The sequence below is a fragment of the Pseudomonas sp. 22189 genome (assembly GCF_052045635.1).
In the GTDB taxonomy this organism is placed as follows: domain Bacteria; phylum Pseudomonadota; class Gammaproteobacteria; order Pseudomonadales; family Pseudomonadaceae; genus Aquipseudomonas; species Aquipseudomonas parakoreensis.
The window spans coordinates 72,615-95,520 of record NZ_JBQEPG010000004.1 but is presented as its reverse complement, the minus strand read 5'-3'; the positions used below and the strand labels follow the sequence as shown (position 1 = coordinate 95,520).

Here is a 22,906-nt window from a genome sequence, read left to right as displayed (position 1 = left end):
GTCCTCCTCTGCATAGAGTTTGGGCCATGGTCGCCGGCATTTGGTTTCACTGGATGTCTGGAAACGACCTATTGCGAGCGATAGGCCCGTCCGGCGTCCTGATCCTTCTGTTGTTGCCAGGCGCGCTCGCGCTCGTCCCAGTGTTCGTTGCGATACTCTTCGCGATCCTTGTTCTCGAGCATCGCCTGACACTGGCGAAAGCCGTCGGTCCAGCCTTCGGCGTATTGCTTGTCTTTGAGGTAGCGCGGCACGTTCTTGCGAAACTCGCCACTGATCGAGCCGGCGGCTTGCCGGCCACTGACGCAACCGTCATCGAAACCGTCGGCGAAGGCCGGTGGATAACCTTTGGCGATCAAGTCTTCATGGGTGGTCTGGCAACCCCCGAGCAACAGCAAAACACCCAACAGTCCCGCACACCGCCACATTGCACTCTCCTGCGCCGATTCTCAGCTGATAGGGAAAGTCTAGAAGGGGATTCGTTGATGGGGTGTGAAAGGAAGATCAAAAGATCGCAGCCTGCGGCAGCTCCTACAGGAAAAATGCATTCCCACTGTAGGAGCTGCCGCAGGCTGCGATCTTTTAATAGTGATACCACTTCACTTCGAGCATCACTTCGTTTTCCGGCGTCGCCACATGACTGAACTCACGCTGCGCACTCAGGCGCAAACCGAGGTTGCGCGACAATTCCCACTGCTGGTTCAGGCTCAGGCTACGGCGCACTTCACCATTGAAGAAGTAATCGCCCTTGGCTTCCAGGCTGAGATTGCCCAGCGGGTTTTTCCATAGCACACCGGTATTGAAACCGCCGGCCGGGGAGACGAATTCGGCGAAGTCATTGTTGTGTTCGATGCGCACCGTGCCAAGGGCAAAACCGAGCGTGTCTTCGCCCAGTTGCCAGGTGCCGCCACCGCCGCCGTTGACGTGGCTGACCAGGTTTTCGTCATCGTGTTTGCCCGGTACGCGCTCAAGGCCGCCAGTGACTTGCCACGACAGCGGCTGCAGCAACTCATTGCGCGGGGTCAGCGAGCGAATGGTCGCCAGATCCAGTTGCTGGAATTGCCATTGGTTGCCTTCGTACTGGCGCAGCTTCATTTGCAGGATTTCGATCTGTGCGCCGAGGGGGAAGCTTTCGGCGTTGTCGTTGAGGTCGTGATAGGCCATGCGCAAACCGTACTCGCCGAACGCACGGTCGCCCCGGGTGCCGATGCCGGCCTGCCAGGTGCGTGATTCGTGGCCGTCTTCGGGCAGGCCCGGTTGGGGGATCTGCAGCTCCGGCGCCGGGTTCTTGTTGATCGCCCGCAGCAGTTCGAAGCTGCGCTGTGCGCGTTGCGGATCACGTTCCTGACCGTTGGCGCGGTAGCGTTCCAGGCGATACGCAGCATCGATGATCAGCGCCTGTCGATCCCGGGGCAGACCCTTGAAGGTCGGGTCTTGCAACACTTGCTGATCGGCGCTGACTTTCAGCACCCATTGCTGTTCGTCACTGCTCAACGGCTGGGCACGGCTGAGCAACTCACGTTCGCGGGACGGGCGATATTCGATACTTTCCACCAGTCCGGCTTCCTTCACGGCTTTGACCGTGTCGGTAGGGATGGCGGTCAGCGGGAATTGCTCGGTCAGGCGCAGGCTTGGACGCGCCACCTGCAGCAGTTCGAGCAGGCGATAGGAGCAGTTTTCGTCGAAGAAGAAATAGTCGAACTGGATCTGCTTCAGTTCCCACACATGTTCGACCATACGTGCGGTTTCTGCTTGCGTCAGGTTCAGCCGGTATTCCCACAGGTCGCGGTTTTCCAGGCTGCGGTACTCGGAGAGTTTTTCCTGATACGGCACCAGCGCGAACAGCCCCGGGTAGCCGCCCATCAAGCCTTTCCAGGCGTAGAGGATGCTGTTGTCGGAGCCTTCGATGTAGGCGCCGAAGTTGATCGCGTAACTCAACAGCGAAGTCTTGTCGGCCTGCACATCGGCCTGATCGATGCGCAGCAGGGTGTGGCCGAACATCGACGACGGACTGTTGAGGTACGCCGCCGGGAAGATCATCACCGCGCTGTGCGGCGAGACGTCCTTGAACCATTTCTTGAATTCGGCGCAATCGGGGGCGGGCAGATCGGTCAGGTTGAGCTGCGCTTTCAGCCAGCGGGTGCGGGCCGGATAGACGCACTGCGCGTGCTGCTCGCCGAGACTGGCCGGGGCGTACAGCGCTTGCACGGTGGCGGCCAACTCATGGTCGGGGTGTTCGTTGCCATCAGGCGCGAGAAAGAATTTCCTGTCGCTGACATAGCTGCGCCAGCCGCCGAGCTTGGCGGTTTCGTAATGACCGAGGGAAATCCAGAAGCGGTCGTTGGCCAGTTGCTGCAAACGTTGAGGGTCGATGTGAGGCGCGGCGGACAGCGGGGCGCAGACACAGAGCGCCAGCCAGGCAAGGCGTTTGAGCATAAGTGGCAACTTAAGTCGAAAAGAAAAACAAAGACCCCAAGCATAAATGCCGACCAGTCAAACCCGCACCAACCCTGTGGCGAGGGAGCTTGCTCCCGCTGGGACGCGCAGCGGCCCCGCTTATAAAAAACCGGGAGCGCTGCGCACTCCAGCGGGAGCAAGCTCCCTCGCCACAGGGTTCAGCGCATGTCACAACTGACTTGCATTGCTCAAAAAGGGTGGGCCATAAAAAACAAAACCCGCTTCCCGAAAGAAGCGGGTGGGGTCGAGCTTAAGCCTGAGTGGCGTACTTGGCCAGACGTGGGTCTGATTTCAGTACAGCCAGGGTGTTGGTATGCACGTCTTCGGCGGTCACGTCAGCCTTGCTGAAGATTTGCTGGAAGTGCTCGTGAGTGACAGCGGCGAAATGCGCACGGTCTTCCGGCGCCACGCCCAGTACCACAGCGTAAGTCGTCAGCGCTTCGCCGTTGCCTTTTGCCATGTCTTCGGACAGCTCGTTCATCATGCCATTCATGGCGAACCAGGATTTACCGCCGTAGGTCAGCGACGCGTTGGTCGAGCAACCGTTGGTGCCGGAAGTCATACCGAACGTAGCGTTACCGGAAGTGCCGTTGGTGGTGGATGCGAGGAAGTGGGCCGGGGTGCCACGCTGACCTTCGAACAGCATGTTGCCCCAACCGCAATCCGGACCGCCTGGCGCTTGCGCCATGGCATTGAGGGAAACAACGGTGAAGAGAGTACCGAGAAGAATCCGTTTCATAGCTTTGTTCTCTTTGTGTGCATACCAATGGACAGGGTTCTGGCCCCCCAAGTGCTGCCTAGACAGACCCTTTTGAAGCCAGTGGGCCGGTTATTAGTTCCAGCCGCGCAGTTTGGAGTTTAGGCACGTTCCCGTGGTTCCGTGATTTTTTGCTGATTATTCGTTGAAATCCCCGGAATCACGGGGCGGGCCGCGCGGCTCGGCGCTTGTCTATGCTTTGTCGCATGGCGCGCCTTGCCAGTGGGGCACGGGCAGCGCCAGAATGCCGCTATCTGCCCCGCCTGATTGTTAAGGAAGCCCGATGCCTGATCCTGTTGCTGCCAGCTTGCGTCTAGCGCCCGAAGCGCTGACCCGTCCGTTTTCCGCTGAACAGTTCAGCTTCACTACCACCAATGATCTGGAGCCCTTTCGCGGTGTGCTTGGCCAGGAACGTGCGGTCGAAGCCTTGCAGTTCGGTGTGGCCATGCCACGCCCCGGTTACAACGTCTTTGTCATGGGCGAACCGGGCACCGGTCGCTTCTCATTCGTCAAACGCTACCTGAAGGCCGAAGGCAAACGCCTGCAGACCCCGGCGGACTGGGTCTACGTCAACAACTTCGATGAGCCGCGCGAACCCCGCGCACTGGAACTGCCTTCGGGAACGGCCGCTGCGTTCATCGGCGACATCAACGGCTTGATCGACAACCTGCTGGCGACGTTTCCGGCGGTGTTCGAACACCCGTCCTACCAGCAGAAAAAAAGTGCCATCGACCGCGCCTTCAACCAGCGCTACGACAAGGCACTGGACGTCATCGAACGTCTGGCCCTGGAAAAAGACGTCGCCCTGTACCGCGACAGCAGCAACATCGCCTTCACCCCGATGCTCGAAGGCAAGGCGCTGGATGAAGCCGAGTTTTCGCAATTGCCGGAAGCCGAGCGCGAGCGTTTCCACGAAGATATTTCCGGTCTCGAAGAGCGGCTGAATGAAGAGCTTGCGAGCCTGCCGCAGTGGAAGCGCGAGTCGAACAATCAGTTGCGCCAGCTCAACGAAGAAACCATCACCCTGGCCTTGCAGCCGTTGCTGTCGCCGCTGTCGGAAAAGTACGCGGAGAACGCCGCGGTCTGCGGTTACCTGCAAGCGATGCAGGTGTATCTGCTGAAAACCGTGGTCGAGCAACTGGTCGACGACAGCAAGACCGATGCCGTGGCGCGCAAGCTGCTGGAAGAGCAATACGCGCCGAGCCTGGTGGTCGGTCATCCGCACAGTGGCGGTGCGCCGGTGGTGTTCGAACCGCATCCGACCTACGAAAACCTGTTCGGCCGCATTGAATACACCACCGATCAGGGCGCGCTTTACACCACTTATCGCCAGTTGCGCCCGGGCGCATTGCATCGCGCCAATGGCGGCTTCCTGATTCTTGAAGCGGAAAAAATGCTCAGTGAGCCGTTCGTGTGGGACGCACTCAAGCGCGCCCTGCAATCGCGCAAACTGAAGATGGAATCGCCGCTGGGCGAGATGGGCCGTTTCGCCACCGTGACCCTGAATCCGCAGCACATTCCGTTGCAGGTCAAAGTGGTGATCATCGGTGCGCGGCAGTTGTATTACACGCTGCAGGACCTCGATCCGGACTTCCAGGAGATGTTCCGCGTGCTGGTCGACTTCGACGAAGACATCCCGATGGTCGACGAAAGCCTGGAGCAGTTCGCCCAGTTGCTGAAAACCCGCACTTCGGAAGAAGGCATGGCGCCGCTGACCGCCGATGCGGTGGCGCGTCTGGCGACTTATAGCGCACGTCTGGCCGAACATCAGGGGCGTTTGTCGGCGCGTATCGGCGACCTGTTCCAACTGGTCAGCGAGGCGGACTTCATTCGTCATCTGGCCGGTGATGAAATGACCGACGCCGGGCACATCGAGCGTGCGCTGAAAGCCAAAGCTACTCGCACTGGCCGCGTATCGGCGCGGATTCTCGACGACATGCTCGCCGGGATCATCCTGATCGACACCGACGGCGCTGCGGTCGGCAAGTGCAACGGGCTGACCGTGCTGGAAGTCGGCGATTCGGCGTTCGGTGTACCGGCGCGGATTTCCGCCACGGTGTACCCGGGCGGCAGCGGCATCGTCGACATCGAACGCGAGGTCAACCTGGGTCAGCCGATCCACTCCAAGGGCGTGATGATCCTCACCGGGTACCTGGGCAGCCGTTACGCCCAGGAATTCCCGCTGGCGATTTCCGCGAGCATTGCGCTCGAGCAATCCTACGGTTACGTCGATGGCGACAGTGCGTCGCTGGGCGAGGCTTGCACGTTGATTTCGGCGCTGTCGAAAACCCCGCTCAAGCAGTGCTTCGCGATCACTGGTTCCATCAACCAGTTCGGTGAAGTGCAGGCGGTCGGCGGGGTCAACGAGAAAATCGAGGGCTTCTTCCGTCTCTGCGAAGCACGTGGGCTGACGGGTGAGCAGGGCGCGATCATTCCGCAGGCCAACGTCGCCACGCTGATGCTCGACGAGAAGGTGCTGGCGGCCGTGCGCGCCGGGCAGTTCCATGTGTACGCGGTGCGTCAGGCCGATGAGGCGCTGAGCCTGTTGGTCGGCGAGCCGGCCGGTGAGCCGGATGCTGACGGTCAGTTCCCTGAAGGCAGCGTCAATGCGCGCGTGGTCGAGCGTCTTCGGGTGATTGCCGAGATGATCAGTGAAGAGGATCTGAAAGAGGCCGAGAAGGAGTTGGCGCAGGAGGCGTTGGCCGAGGCCAAACCCGCCTGAGACTTCATGCATTACATCTGTGGGAGCGAGCCTGCTCGCGAAAGCGGTGTATCGGACGACGAATGAGTCGCCTGACACTCCGCATTCGCGAGGGGGCTCGCTCCCACAGTGTTTTTCCAGATTGATTTTTGCGCTGATCTTCGGGAAAAGTGCCACTACTCTGGCGTCAGAATTCACACAATGACCATTCGGCGCCTTCTGGTTCTATCCGGCTTGCGCGGCGGACTTTTCTTCTATTCTCAGCTCAAGGACATCGACAGTATCACTGGATCGAAACAGCCTTCGCGTGAAGGCTGAATACAGGTTTTACCGAGGGTCGCCGCCATGTCGCGCAACCTCTGCCTCACCCGTCAATGCCTGGGTCTTGTGACCCGTATCGAATGCGCCATCAAACCCCTGGCCGGCGATAACGGCATGTGGACCTTGCTCTTCGCTGCCGGCATGGCCGGCGAACAACCCTCCGCCATCAAGGCTCAGGGCCCGTTTCATGGGCCGGTCGCCGCCGAGTCGATTCTCGACACCATTGTGGAAAGCCTGACGATGCACGGCTACGAGCTGGCCAATGATCCGCAGATCTGGAGCCTGCACCTGCAGGCGCAGCTGCGCCAGATCAACGGTGGCCGTGGACGTCCGGTCGGTGTGTTCGACCATTAGGTGTAATCACCGCGCCGTGTCGGGCAACGGCGCCTTGTCGAGCTTGACCTCAAAGCCGTATTGCACGGTATTGAGTTCAGTTCGCTGATAGGTCTCCACCTGCGTTGGACGGCCATAGAAGTAATGCACGCCGAACAGCGCCGGGCCTTGCGCACTCGCGTCGTGGCTGACCGAGAGAATCTGTTTCAGGTAGTTGCCGCTGTCGTCCTTGACGAAGAAACGCCAAGCGTTGGCCGGGAACCGTTTCAGGTCCACCACCAGTGTGTTGTTCTTGATCTCCAGGCCTTTGGGCAGGGCCTTGGCGTCGTAGGTTTGCTGGTCGACGGTCGCGAGAAACAATGGCATCGAGCCCACGGCAATCGCCGGGGTTTCCGGAAACAGGTTCAAATCGTAAGTGATCGTCGCTTGCAGCGGATCGACCTGATACGCCTCGGGCGGCAGTTCGATCGGCTCATCGAGTTTGCCGCTGCGTTTCTCGGTGAAGAAGGTCACGGGACTCTCGCCGGGGCTGAAGTCATCGCCGAGCAGCTCATCGTTGAAGGTTCGACGGTGAGAGAACTCGATGCGTGCAGCGCTCGGATCTTCCACGGACTGATGGATGCGGATGCCGGCCTTTAACGCTTCCTCGGTGAGGCTCGCGCCCTTGAGCCAGTTCGGCGCCAGGTCGTCATAGACGACTACCGCCGGGTCCAGCGGCTGGATGGCTTTTTCGGTGGTGTGCTGACTGAAGGTGCGCACCGGCAGGTCCAGCGCCTTGCGGGTCACGGTCGCCGATGAAAAATCCAGCACGCTGACTTCGAGGGTGTCGACGGGGCCGTTGAAGTAGACCTTGTTATAGCGGCGCGGATGCTGCTGTGCGAAGGCCTGCTGTTCGTCCTCAAGCTGTTTTTCCAGCGCCTCGCTCCAGGTTTTCTGCTGTTGCAGATGCGCCAGTTGTTTCTCGTAGAAGGCGACTTGTGCCGGGCTCTCATTGATTGAGCCGGCGCGCACCAGGTATTGCCCGGTGGTGTCGCGGGCCTGAACGATCAACGGATTGAGCTGTGCACCCTCGACCTCGGGGGCCAATGGCAGGCTGTTGCTGAATTCGACTTCGGCGTAGTTTTTCGCAAGCTTCAGCAGGGTGACGCTGAGGTTGTCATCGGTGCGGGTCTGGCCGACATCCTTCTGACTCAGGTTGAAGCTGAACAGGCGGCGCGGCGTGATGACTTCGACGTTGCCCTGCAGGCTCACTGGCTGCGGTTGTGTCTTCTTGTCGACGTCCAGCCCCTCGATGAAAGGGTAGGTCACGGTCAGGTCATCGGGGTTGGTGACGTTGGAGCTGGACGGGCTCAACTGGATGCCGGGATCGGTTTCCGACCACTCCGGCTGATAAGCGATCACGCGCTTGTTGCTCAGGGTCACCGACTGCCATTCCACGCCATGCGGGAACAGGAAACCGCCGGGAATGTTCAGATTGAAGGGGAACACCGGCTGCAGGTCGGTGAGGTAGTCGGAGCTGGCGTCCTTGTGCAATACGAACAGTCCGTTGATGAATGTATCGACCAGCGCCTGCGGCGAAGGGTAGTGCTTGAGGATGCCGAGGGAGTCTTCGCCGTAGACGGTTTTCAGGGGTGTGCTGTCGAGCTTGAGTTGCGCGCGTTCGAGCAACAGCAGCGAACCGCCGAGTTCGGTCACGGCATCCTTGAGCTTCGGATCGGTGATGGCGTCCAGTGAATGTTCGAAGGTTGCCGTCTTCGCGTCGAGGCTGACCGAGGGTTTTTTCTCTTCGCCGGGAGAGCAGCCGCCCAGCAGCAGAGCGAGGCAAATCCCGGCAGTTTTCAACGGCAATCGCACATCCATTTCCAGTCGTCCTGTCCACTTTCGCTAGGCGGTCAATGGTTTGGACAGTAGCAGAAAAAAAATCATACACACACGCAGGTTGCGCTGATTGGAGGTGCGGGGCGGGCCGTTTCTGGCTGTCACGGTCGGCTGGTATACTCGCCGCCGATTTCAATCCTTATTGTGTGAGAGTCAATGGAACGCTTTATCGAAAATGCAATGTACGCCACGCGCTGGCTGCTGGCGCCGATCTATATCGGGCTGTCCCTCGGGCTGCTGGCGCTGGCATTGAAATTCTTCCAGGAAGTGTTTCATGTCATTCCCAACGTGTTCTCCATGGCCGAATCGGATCTGATCCTGGTGCTGCTGTCGCTGATCGACATGGCGCTGGTGGGCGGCTTGCTGGTGATGGTGATGATTTCCGGCTACGAGAACTTCGTGTCCGAGCTGAACATCGACGAAGGCAAAGAGAAGCTCAGCTGGCTGGGCACCATGGACTCCTCGTCGCTGAAGATGAAAGTGGCGGCGTCGATCGTGGCGATTTCCTCGATCCATCTGCTGCGGATCTTCATGGATGCCAAGAACGTCGATCCCGAGCACCTGATGTGGTACGTGATCATCCACATGACCTTCGTGATTTCGGCGTTCGCGATGGGTTACCTGGACAAGCTCACCAAGCACTGATTATTGTTTGATCGCTGCAAAAACACCGCCCGTCTGTTGCGAAACAGACGGGCGGTGTCGTTTGCGGCTTGTGCTTTGGTGCGCGCGGGCATATCCCTGTAAAGGTCCTGGCTCGCCATCGCACGAGGTGCCTTCATGAACCTGCAAGAGTTGAATGCGTTTGCCATCGCCAGAAAGGTCGATGAGCTGAACCTGATCTCCATGGAGGGCGGGATTTATCTGCTCGAAGCGCGGATGCACGGGGCGGCGTATCCGCTGAGTGATCTCAAGGGCGAGATGCTGCAGCTGCGTTCGGTGGAGCACGCGCGGGATTTGCTGCATAACTTTCCGGTGCTGCCGTTCAACCTCGTCCATACCTCGGTGCACGACGAAATGTGCGGCCTGGGCGTCAGTGACGAGGAAAGCCTGAAAGTGCCGCTGGCGTGGCGCTCGGCCCTGTAGGCGTTGCGCGCCATTGCTGGGCATCTGTGCTAGTCTGCTCGCCCTTTTAGGTTCCGGGCGCGCCGGGACGCGCTGTGCACGCACGGCAAGTCTTGCGGCCGTCCGCACAGCGGAGCAGTGTCATGTCCGAAGTAAATCTGTCCACCGACGAAACCCGCGTCAGCTACGGCATTGGCCGTCAGCTGGGTGACCAGCTGCGCGACAACCCGCCACCGGGTGTCAGCCTGGACGCCATCCTGGCCGGTCTGACCGACGCATTCGCCGGCAAGCCAAGCCGTGTCGATCAGGAAGCCATGTCCGCCAGCTTCAAGGTGATCCGCGAGATCATGCAAGCCGAAGCCGCCGCCAAAGCTGAAGCGGCTGCCGGTGAAGGCCGTGCGTTCCTGGCTGAAAACGCCAAGAAAGAAGGCATCACTACTCTGGCTTCCGGTCTGCAATTCGAAGTGCTGACCCAAGGCGAAGGCGCCAAGCCATCCCGTGAAGACACCGTGCGTACTCACTACCACGGCATGCTGATCGACGGCACCGTGTTTGACAGTTCCTACGATCGTGGCCAGCCAGCAGAATTTCCGGTGGGCGGCGTGATCGCCGGCTGGACCGAAGCCCTGCAACTGATGAACGCCGGCAGCAAATGGCGCCTGTACGTGCCGAGCGAACTGGCTTACGGCGCTCAAGGCGTTGGCAGCATCCCGCCGCACAGCGTTCTGGTGTTCGACGTCGAGCTGCTGGACGTTCTGTAAAACCTTTGTGGGAGCAAGCTTGCTCGCGAATGCAGGCGATCCGGTTCAAATCTGCAATCGCGTTGCTGCCTTCGCGAGCAAGCTCGCTCCCACAGGTTTTGGGTTGCTTTTCATATTTCGATCTTGTGATGCAGCTCATGGGTCGGGCGCAAGGCCCGGGCATAGCAGAACAGGAACAGATTGCGCACCAGCTCCTTGAGCACCAGCGGCTCGCTGGAATTCAGGCTGCTGACGTCCAGATCGCCCTGATCCTGCAGCTCATGCAGGGCTTCTTCTTCCAGAACCGCACAGACTTCCCCGGTTTCCCGATGCAGGATCCTGAGGTACGGGTGTGGGCGATCCAGCCAGGCATCGATCAAATAAGTCATGGGTCTCATCTCCTTGAAAGGTTTCAATGAGAATAATTCTTATTCGTCAAATAGCAAGTGCCTATTGGCGCAATGCGATTTTTTCCGGGTAAAGATTGCGTAAGGTCAAAACGGCTGGCGTCTGGCTATTACGCGAGTATGCGGGAGCAAAGCGGGAGAGGGCGGAGCTCCATCCCACGCCGGGCGTGGGATGGCTGACAGCAGGATCAGACCTTTCTGACAAACTCGGACTTGAGTTTCATCGGGCCGATGCCGTCGATCTTGCAGTCGATGTCGTGGTCGCCATCGCACAGGCGGATGTTCTTGACCTTGGTGCCGACCTTGACCACCAGCGAGGTGCCCTTGACCTTCAGGTCCTTGATCACGGTGATGGTGTCGCCGTCCTGCAGGACGTTGCCGACCGAATCTTTCTTCACGGCATCATCGGACGCCACTTCGGTTTCGCCGTTGGCCGACCACTCGTGGGCGCACTCAGGGCAGATCAGTTGGGCACCGTCTTCGTAGGTGTATTCGGAATTGCATTTCGGGCAGGGTGGCAACGTGCTCACTAAGGCTCCTTGGGATGTGGATCGCTAAAAGTCGCACATTGTATAAGGTTTTAGCCTTTGATGGAGCCAAAAGCAGAAGATCGCAGCCTTCGGCAGCTCCTACAGATGATTGTGCAGGGGCTGCCGCAGGCTGCGATCTTTTGATCTTGCTTCAGCGATATCAGTGCGTGCGGGCGACCGCAAACTCGCTCAGTTCTACCAGTGCATCGCGGTATTCGCTGGCCGGCAGCGCGTCGAGGCACTTGATCGCACGGGCCACGTAGTCACGGGCCAGTTGCGCGGTGTACTCCAGCGAACCCGAGGCTTCCACGGCGATGCGGATGCTTTCGAGGTCTTCGATTCCGCCTTTCTGGATCGCCTGGCGTACCAGGGCAGCCTGTTCCGGCGTGCCTTCGCGCATGGTAAAGATCAGCGGCAGGGTTGGCTTGCCTTCGGCCAGATCGTCACCGACGTTCTTGCCCAGGGTCTCGGCGTCACCCTTGTAGTCCAGCAAGTCGTCAACCAGTTGGAATGCCACGCCGAGGTGATCGCCGAAGGTGCGCAGGGCTTCGCTCTGCTCGGCGGTGGCACCGGCCAGTGCGGCAGCGCTGTGGGTCGAGGCTTCGAAGAGCATCGCGGTCTTGCCGCGGATGACTTCCATGTAGGTTTCTTCGGTGGTGCTGGCGTCGCGCACCTTGGACAGTTGCAGCACTTCGCCTTCGGCGATGATGCGCGTGGCCTGGGACAGGATCTTCATCACCGGCATCGAGCCCAGTTCGACCATCATTTCGAACGAGCGCGAGTACAGGAAATCGCCGACCAGCACGCTCGGAGCGTTGCCCCACATGGCGTTGGCGGTCGAGCGGCCACGGCGCATGCCGGACATGTCGACCACGTCGTCATGCAGCAGGGTCGCGGTGTGCAGGAATTCGATGGTGGCGGCCAGCAGACGCAGGTCGTCGCCTTCGCGACCCAAGGCCTTGCCGCACAGCAGCACCAATAAAGGACGCAGGCGTTTGCCGCCGGCCGAGGTGATGTAATCGCCGATTTTCGATACCAGCGGCACTCGGGAAGTCAGCTGCTTCTTGATGATGCCGTCGACGGCGTTAAAATCGTCCGCCACCGCGCGGTAGAAAGCTTGGGGTTGCATCAGCGACAGTTGCTCCAGAAGGGTTGCGCGGCATGCTAGGACCCCCACCGGGGCCTGTCAAGGCGCGATGGACGGCCTCTTGCGTGACTCTCGATGCTTGCGTACAATCGCGCACCCTGAACTTCCTGGGCAGCACCTGCCTTACGCAATTGCACTTGGGCCGTTCCAGCCCCATGCAGCCATGCCAGCCAATACCTCTTCTTATAAAGAGCTGGGTGAGCAGGATTATCGGAGAAATACCATGTACGCAGTAATCGTTACCGGCGGTAAGCAATACAAGGTCGCTGAAGGTGAATACCTGAAGATCGAAAAACTGGAAGTCGCTACTGGCGAATCCGTGACTTTTGACCGCGTTCTGCTGGTCGCCAATGGCGACGACGTGAACATCGGCGCACCTGTTGTTGCTGGCGCAACCGTCAAGGCTGAAGTGATCTCCCAAGGTCGTCACGATAAAGTCCGCATCATCAAGTTCCGTCGCCGTAAGCACCACATGAAGCGTATGGGCCACCGCCAGTGGTTCACCGAGATCAAAATCACCGGTATTCAGGCTTAATTACAGCCTAATTCCTCACTAGGAGAATTGAACTCATGGCACACAAAAAAGCTGGTGGTAGTACCCGTAACGGTCGCGACTCAGAAGCCAAACGCCTTGGCGTGAAGATGTATGGCGGCCAGGTCATCAAGGCCGGCAACATCATCGTGCGTCAGCGCGGCACCCAATTCCACGCTGGCTACGGCGTTGGCATGGGTAAAGATCACACCCTGTTCGCGAAAATCGAAGGCGTGATCAAGTTTGAAGTAAAAGGCGCCTTCGGTCGTCGTTACGTGAGCGTTGTCGCGGCTTAATCGCGAGATCGCTGGAAGAGCCCTGTCTTGCGACGGGGCTTTTTCGTTTGTGGGGTGAGTCTCTTGCAAAACTGTTTGTATGGGCTGTCGGCGTGCGATGCAGGTCGTGGTTTGGGGTCGCTGCGCTCATTTTTGCAAGAGTCTTATGTCTTGATTGTTTTTCGGCTCGTCCGTATGGCGAGAGGCGTTGAGTTATGAAGTTTGTAGACGAAGTATCGATCCGCGTAAAAGCTGGCGACGGCGGCAATGGCTGCATGAGTTTCCGTCGGGAAAAATTCATTGAGAACGGCGGCCCGAACGGTGGTGACGGCGGTGACGGCGGTTCCATCTACATGATGGCCGACGAAAACCTCAACACCCTGGTCGACTACCGTTACACCCGGCACTTCGATGCCGAGCGTGGCTCCAACGGCGGCAGCACCGATTGCACCGGCAAGAAGGGTGAAGACCTGATCCTGCGCGTGCCGGTCGGTACCACCGTGATCGACTCGGCCACCCAGGAAGTGATTGGCGACCTGACCAAGGCTGGCCAGAAACTGATGGTAGTGCAGGGCGGTTGGCACGGTCTGGGCAATACGCGTTTCAAATCCAGTACCAACCGTGCGCCGCGCCAGACTACGCCGGGCAAACCGGGTGAGCAGCGCGACCTGAAACTGGAAATGAAAGTGCTGGCCGACGTGGGTCTGCTGGGCTTGCCGAACGCCGGTAAAAGTACCTTTATCCGTTCGGTGTCGGCGGCCAAGCCGAAAGTCGCCGACTACCCGTTCACCACGCTGGTGCCGAACCTGGGTGTGGTCAGCGTCGACCGCTGGAAAAGCTTCGTCATCGCCGACATTCCGGGTCTGATCGAAGGCGCTTCCGACGGTGCCGGTCTGGGCATTCGCTTCCTCAAGCACCTGGCGCGTACGCGTCTGTTGCTGCATCTTGTCGACATGGCGCCGTTGGATGACAGCAGTGCGCCAGACGCAGCCGAAGTGATCGTCAATGAGCTGGTCAAATTCAGTCCTTCGCTGGCTGAGCGTGATCGTTGGCTGGTGCTGAACAAATGCGACCAGATCCTTGAAGAAGAGCATGAAGAGCGCGTCAAGGAAATCGTCGATCGCCTGCAGTGGGAAGGTCCGGTCTACGTGATCTCGGCCATCGCCAAAGAAGGCACTGAGCGTCTGACGCGCGACATCATGCGTTACCTGGAAGATCGTGCCGATCGTCTGGCTAACGACCCGGCGTACAAGGAAGAGCTGGCCGATCTCGATCAGCGCATCGAAGACGAGGCTCGTGCTCAGTTGCAGGCACTGGACGACAAGCGTGCCCTGCGTCGCAGTGGCGTGAAGTCGGTCCATGACATCGGCGATGATGACTGGGACGAAGAAGATGTGGATGATGAAGACGGTCCGGAAATCATTTACGTGCGCGACTGATTCGTTGCAGTAAACTTAAGCGCCGCTCAATCGAGCGGCGTTTTAGTATCTGGAAATCGCAAGTCACAAATAACGACATGGGCGGCGCTGGGTCGCGCTGCCCTCAAGCTAAGGTTGAAGATGATGCGGAGCAAGGTGACAGGTGCGCAGCGTTGGGTCGTGAAGATCGGCAGCGCTTTGCTGACAGCTGATGGCAAAGGGCTGGATCGCGCGGCAATGAGTGTCTGGGTCGAGCAGATGGTGGCCTTGCATGAGGCGGGTGTCGAGCTGGTGCTGGTGTCTTCCGGTGCTGTGGCTGCCGGCATGAGCCGTCTCGGCTGGACTGCACGACCCAGTGCGATGCACGAGCTCCAGGCTGCCGCGGCAATCGGTCAGATGGGGCTGGTGCAGGCCTGGGAATCGAGCTTTGCCGAGCATGGCCGGCACACCGCGCAGATTCTCCTGACTCACGATGACTTGTCCGACCGCAAGCGCTACCTGAACGCCCGCAGCACCCTGCGTGCACTGGTCGAGCTGAAAGTCATCCCGGTGATCAACGAAAACGACACGGTGGTCACCGACGAAATCCGTTTCGGCGACAACGACACGCTTGCAGCGCTGGTGGCCAACCTGGTCGAGGCTGATCTGCTGGTGATCCTCACCGATCGCGACGGCATGTTCGATGCTGATCCGCGCAATAACCCTGATGCGCAATTGATTTACGAAGCGCGTGCCGATGATCCGACCCTGGATGCAGTGGCGGGCGGCACCGGTGGTGCGCTGGGGCGTGGCGGCATGCAGACCAAGCTGCGTGCGGCGCGTCTGGCGGCGCGTTCCGGGGCGCATACCATCATCGTCGGTGGGCGTCTGGAGCGAGTGCTTGATCGTTTGAAGGCGGGTGAGCGCATCGGTACGCTGCTGTCGCCTGAACGCGGCATGCTGGCGGCGCGCAAACAGTGGCTGGCCGGGCATCTGCAAACTCGCGGTACGCTGGTGCTGGACGAAGGTGCGGTGTCGGCATTGTCCCAGGGCCACAAGAGTCTGTTGCCGGTCGGTGTGAAACTGGTCCAGGGCAGTTTTCGCCGGGGCGAAATGGTGGTCTGCGTGGCACCTGATGGTCGCGAGATTGCCCGTGGCCTGGCCAACTACAGTGCGCTTGAGGCGCAAAAAATCATCGGTCAGTCGTCGGATGCGATTGTCGGCGTGCTGGGCTACATGGCTGAGCCGGAACTGGTTCACCGTGACAACCTGATTCTGGTCTAAGGGAAATTACGCATGCGCATGGCAAAAGGATTGTTGGGGCTGCTGATGGCGTTGCCATTACTGGCTTCGGCGGAGGAAATCGGTCAGGTGTCGACGGTATTCAAGTTCGTCAGCCCGAATGACCGGATCGTGGTTGAAGCTTTCGATGATCCGAAAGTCGACGGCGTGACCTGCTACCTGTCTCGCGCCAAAACGGGTGGGGTGAAGGGTGGTCTGGGTCTGGCTGAGGATCGCGCTGAAGCGTCGATTGCCTGTCGCCAGGTTGGTCCGATCAAGTTCAAGGGCGAGCTGAAGGATGGTGATGAGGTGTTCAAGGAGCGTACGTCGCTGGTGTTCAAGACCATGCAGGTGGTGCGTTTCCTCGACAAGAAGCGCAATACGCTGGTGTACCTGGTCTACAGCGATCGCGTGATCGAAGGGAGTCCGCAGAATGCGGTAACCGCAATTCCGATCGTGCCGTGGGTGCCGGTCCAGCAGTAACAGCACAAAACCAATTGCAGGGGTGAGCTTGCTCGCTCCTGCATTTTTTTGCTCTGCGTTTATCAAATTGCAGGCAATAAAAAACCGACCCTAAGGTCGGTTTTTTAATGACTACGTCGATTAAGCAGCTTCTTTCAGTGCTTTGACGTGGCCATTCAGACGGCTCTTATGACGAGCAGCCTTGTTCTTGTGGATGATGCCTTTATCGGCCATGCGGTCGATAACTGGCACAGCCAGAACGTATGCAGCTTGAGCTTTTTCAGCGTCTTTTGCGTCGATGGCTTTAACTACATTCTTGATGTAGGTACGAACCATGGAACGCAGGCTGGCGTTGTGGCTGCGACGCTTCTCAGCCTGTTTTGCACGTTTTTTGGCGGAAGGTGAGTTGGCCACCGTCGAGCTCCTCGAAAGACTTTTTAGGAAATAGCAAACAAAATAGGCCGCGAATCATGCCGATGAAGAGAAGTCTTGTCAAGGGCGCTTGAAACGTTCCGCTAAGTGGTAGGTATAAAGAGGCGGGATATTTATTTCCGGCGCTTGACCTGTAAACTCGCGAGCTTTGGCTCTGTGCTGTTGCGGCGCGGAGTATCGCACAAGTGGGCGCATTGTTCGCCTGCTGTTTATCGACAGGCACTAATTTCCTCAATGAATCTGCTCAAATCGTTGGCCGCTGTCAGCTCTATCACGATGCTTTCCCGGATTCTGGGGTTCGTCCGTGACACGCTCATCGCTCGCACCTTCGGCGCCGGAATGGCGACGGACGCCTTTTTCATTGCCTTCAAATTGCCCAACCTGCTGCGACGAATCTTCGCCGAGGGTGCGTTCTCGCAGGCCTTCGTGCCGATTCTGGCCGAATACAAAAGCCAAAAGGGCGAAGAGGCGACTCGCACCTTTATCGCTTACGTTTCCGGTTTGCTGACCCTGGTGCTGGCGCTGGTTACCGCGCTGGGGATGATCGCTGCACCGTGGGTGATCTGGGCCACGGCTCCGGGTTTTACCGACACGCCGGAAAAATTCCAGCTCACCTCTGATCTGTTGCGGGTGACGTTCCCTTATATATTGCTGATCTCCCTGTCCTCGCTGGCCGGGGCGATCCTCAATACCTGGAACCGTTTTTCGGTGCCGGCCTTCGTGCCGACCCTGCTTAATGTCAGCATGATCGTGTTTTCGCTATTCCTGACGCCGTATTTCAACCCGCCGGTCATGGCGTTGGGCTGGGCGGTGCTGGTCGGTGGTCTGGCGCAGTTGCTCTATCAACTGCCGCACCTGAAAAAGATCGGCATGCTGGTGCTGCCACGCCTGAACCTGCGTGATACCGGTGTCTGGCGAGTGATGAAACAGATGTTGCCGGCGATCATTGGCGTCTCGGTGAGTCAGATTTCGCTGATCATCAACACCATTTTCGCTTCGTTTCTGGTGGCCGGGTCGGTGTCGTGGATGTATTACGCTGACCGTTTGATGGAGCTGCCGTCCGGCGTGCTCGGTGTGGCGCTGGGCACGATTCTGCTGCCGACATTGGCCAAGACCTACGCGAGCAAGGATCGCCACGAGTATTCGCGGATCCTCGACTGGGGCCTGCGCCTGTGCTTTGTGCTGGTGCTGCCGTGTGCACTGGCTCTGGGAATTCTCGCCGAGCCACTGACCGTCTCATTGTTCCAGTACGGTCAATTCAGCGCGTTTGATGCGTCCATGACCCAGCGTGCGCTGATTGCCTATTCTGTCGGTCTGCTTGGGATTATCGTGATCAAGGTGCTGGCGCCGGGCTTTTATGCGCAACAGAACATCCGCACCCCGGTAAAAATCGCAATTTTCACGCTGGTGTGCACGCAGTTGTTCAACCTGATACTGATCGGCCCGCTGGCTCACGCCGGTCTGGCGCTGGCGATCAGTGCCGGTGCCTGTCTGAATGCCGGGCTGTTGTTCTATCAACTGCGCAAGCAAAAGATGTATCAGCCGCAACCAGGCTGGTACACATTTGGCTTCAAACTGGTGGTGGCAGTGGCGGTGATGTCGGCGGTATTGCTGCTGGGCATGCATTTCATGCCGGCTTGGGATCAGGGGCACATGCTGGAGCGCTTTCTGCGTCTGGGGGCGCTGGTGGTTGCTGGTGTGGTGGCGTATTTCGGTATGTTGCTGCTGCTCGGTTTCCGTCTGCGCGACTTCAATCGCAAGGCTTTGAGCTGAGGTTTCAGCCTTTATAACCGGGCACGGGCCGGCAGTTTTGTCGGCTCGATCACTTTGCGTTACGGTGTTGCCTGTCGTCGACCGTCGGGTGTGGTTATAATCGACCACTTTATGAGCAAGAAGCGCGTTATGCAGCTGGTTCGAGGCCTCCACAACTTGCGCCCCCAGCATCGGGGCTGCGTCGCCACTATTGGCAACTTTGACGGTGTTCACCGTGGTCACCAGGCTATCCTGGCCCGGCTGCGTGAGCGTGCGCTTGAGTTGGGCGTACCCAGCTGCGTGGTGATTTTCGAGCCGCAGCCCCGGGAGTTCTTTGCCCCGGAGACCGCGCCGGCACGTCTGGCCCGCTTGCGCGACAAATTGCAGCTGCTGGCTGCCGAAGGTGTCGACCGGGTGTTGTGCCTGGCATTCAACCAGCGCCTGAGCAAGCTCAGCGCCAGTGAGTTCGTCGATACCATCCTGGTGGACGGCCTCGGCGTGCAGCATCTGGAAGTCGGCGACGATTTCCGCTTTGGCTGCGATCGCCTTGGCGATTTCGATTTTCTGCTGCAGGCCGGCCAAGTTCACGGTTTTACCGTGGAAGCCGCACAAACCGTTGAGCTGGACGGCATTCGCGTCAGCAGCACCCAGGTGCGCAATGCGTTGGCCGCCGCCGATTTTGCCTTGGCTGAACGCTTGCTCGGCCGCCCGTACCGGATCGCCGGTCGCGTGCTGCACGGCCAGAAATTGGCCCGGCAACTGGGTACGCCCACTGCCAACATTCAACTCAAGCGTCGTCGTGTGCCGTTCACCGGGGTTTACCTGGTGGATGTGGACATCGACGGCAAGACCTGGCCTGGCGTCGCCAATATCGGCGTGCGGCCCACGGTCCAAGGTGACGGCAAAGCCCACCTTGAAGTTCATCTACTGGATTTTGCCGGCGATCTGTATGACCGGCGTCTGACGGTGGTTTTCCACCAAAAGCTGCGTGAAGAGCAGCGTTTCGCCTCCCTGGAGGCACTGAAAACGGCGATCAACGCGGATGTCGCCGCCGCCCGTGCACTAGCCGCACCTAGCGCCCATCGCTAATGAAGAGCCTTAAATGACCGACTATAAAGCCACGCTAAACCTTCCGGACACCGCCTTCCCAATGAAGGCCGGCCTGCCACAGCGCGAACCGCAGATTCTGCAGCGCTGGGACAGTATTGGCCTGTACGGAAAGTTGCGCGAGATTGGCAAGGATCGTCCGAAGTTCGTCCTGCACGACGGCCCTCCGTACGCCAACGGCACGATCCACATCGGTCACGCACTGAACAAGATTCTCAAGGACATGATCATCCGCTCGAAAACCCTGTCGGGTTTCGACGCGCCGTATGTTCCGGGCTGGGACTGCCATGGCCTGCCGATCGAGCACAAGGTTGAAGTGACCCACGGCAAGAACCTGGGCGCGGACAAGACCCGCGAGCTGTGCCGTGCCTACGCCACCGAGCAGATCGAAGGGCAGAAGACCGAGTTCATCCGCCTCGGCGTGCTCGGCGACTTCGCCAACCCATACAAAACCATGGACTTCAAGAACGAGGCCGGTGAAATCCGCGCCCTCGCCGAAATCGTCAAGGGCGGTTTCGTGTTCAAGGGCCTCAAGCCGGTGAACTGGTGCTTCGATTGCGGTTCGGCGCTGGCCGAAGCCGAAGTCGAGTACGAGAACAAGAAGTCCTCGACCATCGACGTGGCGTTCCCGATCGCCGACGAAGCCAAACTGGCCGCCGCGTTCGGTCTTCCATCGCTGAGCAAACCCGCTTCGATCGTGATCTGGACCACCACCCCGTGGACCATCCCGGCCAACCAGGCACTGAACGTTCACCCGGAATTCAACTACGCGCTGGTTGATATCGGCGACAAGCTGCTAGTCCTGGCTGAAGAGCTGGTTGAGTCCTGCTTGTCGCGTTACGGCGTTGAAGGCTCGGTCATCGCGACCACCACCGGTAAAGAGCTGGAACTGATCAACTTCCGCCACCCGTTCTACGACCGCCTGTCGCCGGTGTACCTGGCCGACTACGTCGAACTGGGCGCCGGCACCGGTGTGGTTCACTCCGCTCCGGCCTACGGTGTGGACGACTTCGTGACCTGCAAGAAATACGGCATGGTCAACGATGACATCCTCAACCCGGTGCAAAGCAACGGCGTGTACGTGCCGTCGCTGGAATTCTTCGGCGGCCAGTTCATCTGGAAGGCCAACCCGGCCATCGTCGAAAAACTGACCGAAGTCGGTGCGCTGCTGCACACCACCGTCATCGAACACAGCTACATGCACTGCTGGCGCCACAAGACCCCGCTGATCTACCGCGCCACCGCGCAGTGGTTCATCGGCATGGATAAAGAGCCAGTCAGCGGCGACACCCTGCGTCAGCGCTCGCTCAAAGCCATCGAAGACACCAAATTCGTGCCGGCCTGGGGCCAGGCGCGCCTGCACTCGATGATCGCCAACCGCCCGGACTGGTGCATCTCCCGTCAGCGCAACTGGGGCGTGCCGATCCCGTTCTTCCTGAACAAGGAAAGCGGCGAATTGCACCCACGTACCGTGGAGCTGATGGAAGAAGTCGCCAAGCGCGTCGAAGTCGAAGGCATCGAAGCCTGGTTCAAACTCGACGCTGCCGAACTGCTGGGCGATGAAGCGCCGCAATACGACAAGATCAGCGACACCCTCGATGTCTGGTTCGACTCGGGCACCACGCATTGGCACGTCCTGCGCGGTTCGCACCCGATGGGCCACGAGACCGGCCCGCGCGCCGACCTGTACCTCGAAGGTTCCGACCAGCACCGCGGCTGGTTCCACTCGTCGCTGTTGACCGGTTGCGCCATCGACAACCACGCGCCGTACCGCGAACTGCTGACCCACGGCTTCACCGTCGATGAGTCCGGGCGCAAGATGTCCAAATCGCTGGGCAACGTGATCGCGCCGCAGAAAGTCAACGACACCCTGGGCGCCGACATCATGCGTCTGTGGGTCGCGTCGACCGACTACTCCGGCGAAATGGCCGTGTCCGAGCAGATCCTGCAGCGCAGCGCGGACGCCTATCGTCGCATCCGTAACACCGCGCGCTTCCTGCTTTCCAACCTGACCGGTTTCAACCCGGCCACCGACCTGCTGCCGGCTGAAGACATGCTCGCACTGGATCGCTGGGCGGTGGATCGCACGCTGCTGCTGCAACGCGAATTGCAAGAGCACTACGGCGAATACCGTTTCTGGAACGTTTACTCGAAGATCCACAACTTCTGCGTGCAGGAGCTGGGTGGTTTCTACCTCGACATCATCAAGGACCGCCAGTACACCACCGGTGCCGACAGCAAGGCACGCCGCTCGTGCCAGACCGCGCTGTTCCACATCTCCGAAGCGCTGGTGCGCTGGATCGCGCCGATCCTGGCGTTCACCGCCGACGAGCTGTGGCAGTACCTGCCGGGCGAGCGCAACGAATCGGTGATGCTCAACACCTGGTACGAAGGTCTGACCGAACTGCCGGAAGGCTTCGAGCTGGGTCGCGCGTACTGGGATCGCATCATGGAAGTGAAGGTAGCGGTCAACAAAGAGATGGAAATCCAGCGTGCGGCCAAAGCCGTCGGTGGCAACCTGCAAGCGGAAGTGACGCTGTTCGCCGAAGACGCGCTGAGCGCCGACCTGGCCAAGCTGAGCAACGAGCTGCGCTTTGTATTGATCACCTCGACTGCCAGCGTGGCACCTTTCGTTCAGGCACCTGCGGACGCGGTAGCCACCGAAGTCAGCGGCCTGAAACTGAAGATCGTCAAATCGGCCTTCCCGAAATGCGCCCGTTGCTGGCACTGCCGCGAAGACGTTGGCGTGAACCCGGAGCATCCGGAAATCTGCGGCCGTTGCGTGGACAACATCGATGGCGCTGGCGAGGTTCGTCACTATGCCTAACGCCGTTGGCCGTTTCGGACGGCTGAGCTGGCTCTGGTTGAGCTTGCTGGTTCTGGTCATCGACCAGGCCAGCAAGTTCTACTTCGAAGGCAAGCTCGAAATGTTCCAGCAGATCGTGATCATTCCCGATTACTTCAGCTGGACCCTGGCCTACAACACCGGCGCGGCGTTCAGCTTCCTGGCTGACAGCTCCGGCTGGCAGCGCTGGCTGTTCGCCTTGATCGCGATCGTGGTCAGTGCGGTGCTGGTGGTCTGGCTCAAGCGTCTGGGCCGCAACGATACCTGGCTGGCCGTCGCCTTGGCGCTGGTGCTGGGTGGCGCGCTGGGCAATCTGTATGACCGCATTGCCCTGGGCCATGTGATCGACTTCATTCTGGTGCACTGGCAAAACCGCTGGTACTTCCCGGCGTTCAATTTCGCCGACAGCGCCATCACCGTCGGTGCGGTGATGCTGGCACTGGACATGTTCAAAAGTAAGAAAACCGGAGAAGCCGTTCATGACTGAACA

22 protein-coding genes are annotated in these 22,906 nt (G+C 59.5%); 14 read left to right on the top strand and 8 right to left on the bottom strand.

Annotation, left to right across the window (positions count from 1 at the left end; all coding sequences use genetic code 11):
• Window positions 1–68: 68 nt before the first annotated feature.
• From ACTJKS_RS05265 to ACTJKS_RS05255, 3 genes are all read right to left on the bottom strand, one after another.
• Window positions 69–425, bottom strand: coding sequence for a hypothetical protein (locus tag ACTJKS_RS05265; RefSeq protein ID WP_007963787.1), 357 nt, complete (start codon window positions 423–425; stop codon window positions 69–71).
• 154 nt (window positions 426–579) lie between these two features.
• On the bottom strand, window positions 580–2,433 hold the full coding sequence (locus tag ACTJKS_RS05260; protein WP_262948101.1) for an Lnb N-terminal periplasmic domain-containing protein: 1,854 nt from the start codon (window positions 2,431–2,433) through the stop codon (window positions 580–582).
• 271 nt (window positions 2,434–2,704) lie between these two features.
• Entirely contained in the window at window positions 2,705–3,193 is a 489-nt protein-coding gene (locus ACTJKS_RS05255) for a DUF3015 domain-containing protein (protein WP_041065261.1), read from the bottom strand.
• Between the two features lie 301 nt (window positions 3,194–3,494).
• Here ACTJKS_RS05255 and ACTJKS_RS05250 point away from each other — a divergent pair, with 301 nt between their 5' ends.
• Entirely contained in the window at window positions 3,495–5,933 is a 2,439-nt protein-coding gene (locus ACTJKS_RS05250) for a Lon protease family protein (protein WP_086792869.1), read from the top strand.
• A gap of 324 nt (window positions 5,934–6,257) precedes the next feature.
• The gene (locus ACTJKS_RS05245; RefSeq protein ID WP_047296668.1) at window positions 6,258–6,587 is read left to right on the top strand and encodes a PA4575 family protein; all 330 of its coding nucleotides are present in this window, start codon (window positions 6,258–6,260) and stop codon (window positions 6,585–6,587) included.
• Window positions 6,588–6,593: 6 nt separating this feature from the next.
• Here ACTJKS_RS05245 and ACTJKS_RS05240 read toward each other — a convergent pair whose 3' ends face one another.
• Window positions 6,594–8,426: a hypothetical protein gene (locus ACTJKS_RS05240; protein WP_108183850.1), complete on the bottom strand. Its 1,833-nt coding sequence runs from the start codon at window positions 8,424–8,426 to the stop codon at window positions 6,594–6,596.
• Window positions 8,427–8,600: 174 nt separating this feature from the next.
• Between ACTJKS_RS05240 and ACTJKS_RS05235 the strand changes: the two genes are divergently transcribed.
• The 3 genes from ACTJKS_RS05235 (at window position 8,601) to ACTJKS_RS05225 (ending at window position 10,270) form a co-directional block, all read left to right on the top strand.
• Complete coding sequence (locus tag ACTJKS_RS05235; protein WP_007963798.1) at window positions 8,601–9,089, top strand: TIGR00645 family protein; 489 nt, start codon at window positions 8,601–8,603, stop codon at window positions 9,087–9,089.
• A 135-nt stretch (window positions 9,090–9,224) separates the two neighbouring features.
• Window positions 9,225–9,530, top strand: coding sequence for a DUF6482 family protein (locus tag ACTJKS_RS05230; RefSeq protein WP_096795239.1), 306 nt, complete (start codon window positions 9,225–9,227; stop codon window positions 9,528–9,530).
• Window positions 9,531–9,652: 122 nt separating this feature from the next.
• Window positions 9,653–10,270, top strand: coding sequence for an FKBP-type peptidyl-prolyl cis-trans isomerase (locus ACTJKS_RS05225; protein WP_003228367.1), 618 nt, complete (start codon window positions 9,653–9,655; stop codon window positions 10,268–10,270).
• Between the two features lie 110 nt (window positions 10,271–10,380).
• Here the strand turns inward: ACTJKS_RS05225 and ACTJKS_RS05220 are convergent, their stop codons facing one another.
• The 3 genes from ACTJKS_RS05220 to ACTJKS_RS05210 all read right to left on the bottom strand — a co-directional run bounded on the left by ACTJKS_RS05220 (window position 10,381) and on the right by ACTJKS_RS05210 (window position 12,315).
• The gene (locus tag ACTJKS_RS05220) at window positions 10,381–10,638 is read right to left on the bottom strand and encodes a PA4570 family protein (RefSeq protein WP_008078558.1); all 258 of its coding nucleotides are present in this window, start codon (window positions 10,636–10,638) and stop codon (window positions 10,381–10,383) included.
• 206 nt (window positions 10,639–10,844) lie between these two features.
• Window positions 10,845–11,186, bottom strand: a complete 342-nt coding sequence (locus ACTJKS_RS05215; RefSeq protein WP_041065279.1) for a zinc ribbon domain-containing protein YjdM — start codon at window positions 11,184–11,186, stop codon at window positions 10,845–10,847.
• A gap of 160 nt (window positions 11,187–11,346) precedes the next feature.
• A complete protein-coding gene (locus ACTJKS_RS05210) occupies window positions 11,347–12,315 on the bottom strand; it encodes a polyprenyl synthetase family protein (RefSeq protein WP_108183848.1) in 969 nt (322 codons plus the stop codon).
• Window positions 12,316–12,556: 241 nt separating this feature from the next.
• On the opposite strand from ACTJKS_RS05210, the gene rplU reads away from it, so the two are divergent.
• The 5 genes from rplU (at window position 12,557) to ACTJKS_RS05185 (ending at window position 16,301) form a co-directional block, all read left to right on the top strand.
• Window positions 12,557–12,868 carry a 50S ribosomal protein L21 gene (gene rplU, locus ACTJKS_RS05205; RefSeq protein WP_003228361.1) on the top strand — a complete coding sequence of 104 codons (312 nt, stop codon included), beginning with the start codon at window positions 12,557–12,559 and terminating at the stop codon, window positions 12,866–12,868.
• 35 nt (window positions 12,869–12,903) lie between these two features.
• Entirely contained in the window at window positions 12,904–13,161 is a 258-nt protein-coding gene (rpmA, locus tag ACTJKS_RS05200) for a 50S ribosomal protein L27 (RefSeq protein ID WP_003228360.1), read from the top strand.
• Window positions 13,162–13,355: 194 nt separating this feature from the next.
• On the top strand, window positions 13,356–14,579 hold the full coding sequence (gene cgtA / locus ACTJKS_RS05195) for an Obg family GTPase CgtA (protein WP_041065287.1): 1,224 nt from the start codon (window positions 13,356–13,358) through the stop codon (window positions 14,577–14,579).
• A 123-nt stretch (window positions 14,580–14,702) separates the two neighbouring features.
• The gene (gene proB / locus ACTJKS_RS05190) at window positions 14,703–15,821 is read left to right on the top strand and encodes a glutamate 5-kinase (protein ID WP_041065290.1); all 1,119 of its coding nucleotides are present in this window, start codon (window positions 14,703–14,705) and stop codon (window positions 15,819–15,821) included.
• Window positions 15,822–15,833: 12 nt separating this feature from the next.
• Window positions 15,834–16,301, top strand: coding sequence for a CreA family protein (locus tag ACTJKS_RS05185; protein WP_262948100.1), 468 nt, complete (start codon window positions 15,834–15,836; stop codon window positions 16,299–16,301).
• Between the two features lie 120 nt (window positions 16,302–16,421).
• On the opposite strand, the gene rpsT is transcribed toward ACTJKS_RS05185, so the two are convergent.
• Complete coding sequence (gene rpsT, locus ACTJKS_RS05180; RefSeq protein ID WP_003228351.1) at window positions 16,422–16,694, bottom strand: 30S ribosomal protein S20; 273 nt, start codon at window positions 16,692–16,694, stop codon at window positions 16,422–16,424.
• 252 nt (window positions 16,695–16,946) lie between these two features.
• Here rpsT and murJ point away from each other — a divergent pair, with 252 nt between their 5' ends.
• The 4 genes from murJ to lspA all read left to right on the top strand — a co-directional run bounded on the left by murJ (window position 16,947) and on the right by lspA (window position 22,903).
• Entirely contained in the window at window positions 16,947–18,485 is a 1,539-nt protein-coding gene (murJ, locus tag ACTJKS_RS05175; protein WP_198758328.1) for a murein biosynthesis integral membrane protein MurJ, read from the top strand.
• Between the two features lie 129 nt (window positions 18,486–18,614).
• Window positions 18,615–19,553, top strand: a complete 939-nt coding sequence (ribF, locus tag ACTJKS_RS05170) for a bifunctional riboflavin kinase/FAD synthetase (RefSeq protein WP_003228347.1) — start codon at window positions 18,615–18,617, stop codon at window positions 19,551–19,553.
• Between the two features lie 13 nt (window positions 19,554–19,566).
• Window positions 19,567–22,398, top strand: a complete 2,832-nt coding sequence (gene ileS / locus ACTJKS_RS05165; RefSeq protein WP_262948099.1) for an isoleucine--tRNA ligase — start codon at window positions 19,567–19,569, stop codon at window positions 22,396–22,398.
• Window positions 22,391–22,903, top strand: a complete 513-nt coding sequence (lspA, locus tag ACTJKS_RS05160) for a signal peptidase II (protein WP_007963824.1) — start codon at window positions 22,391–22,393, stop codon at window positions 22,901–22,903. Before ileS ends, lspA begins: the two co-directional genes overlap by 8 nt.
• Window positions 22,904–22,906 lie beyond the last annotated feature (3 nt).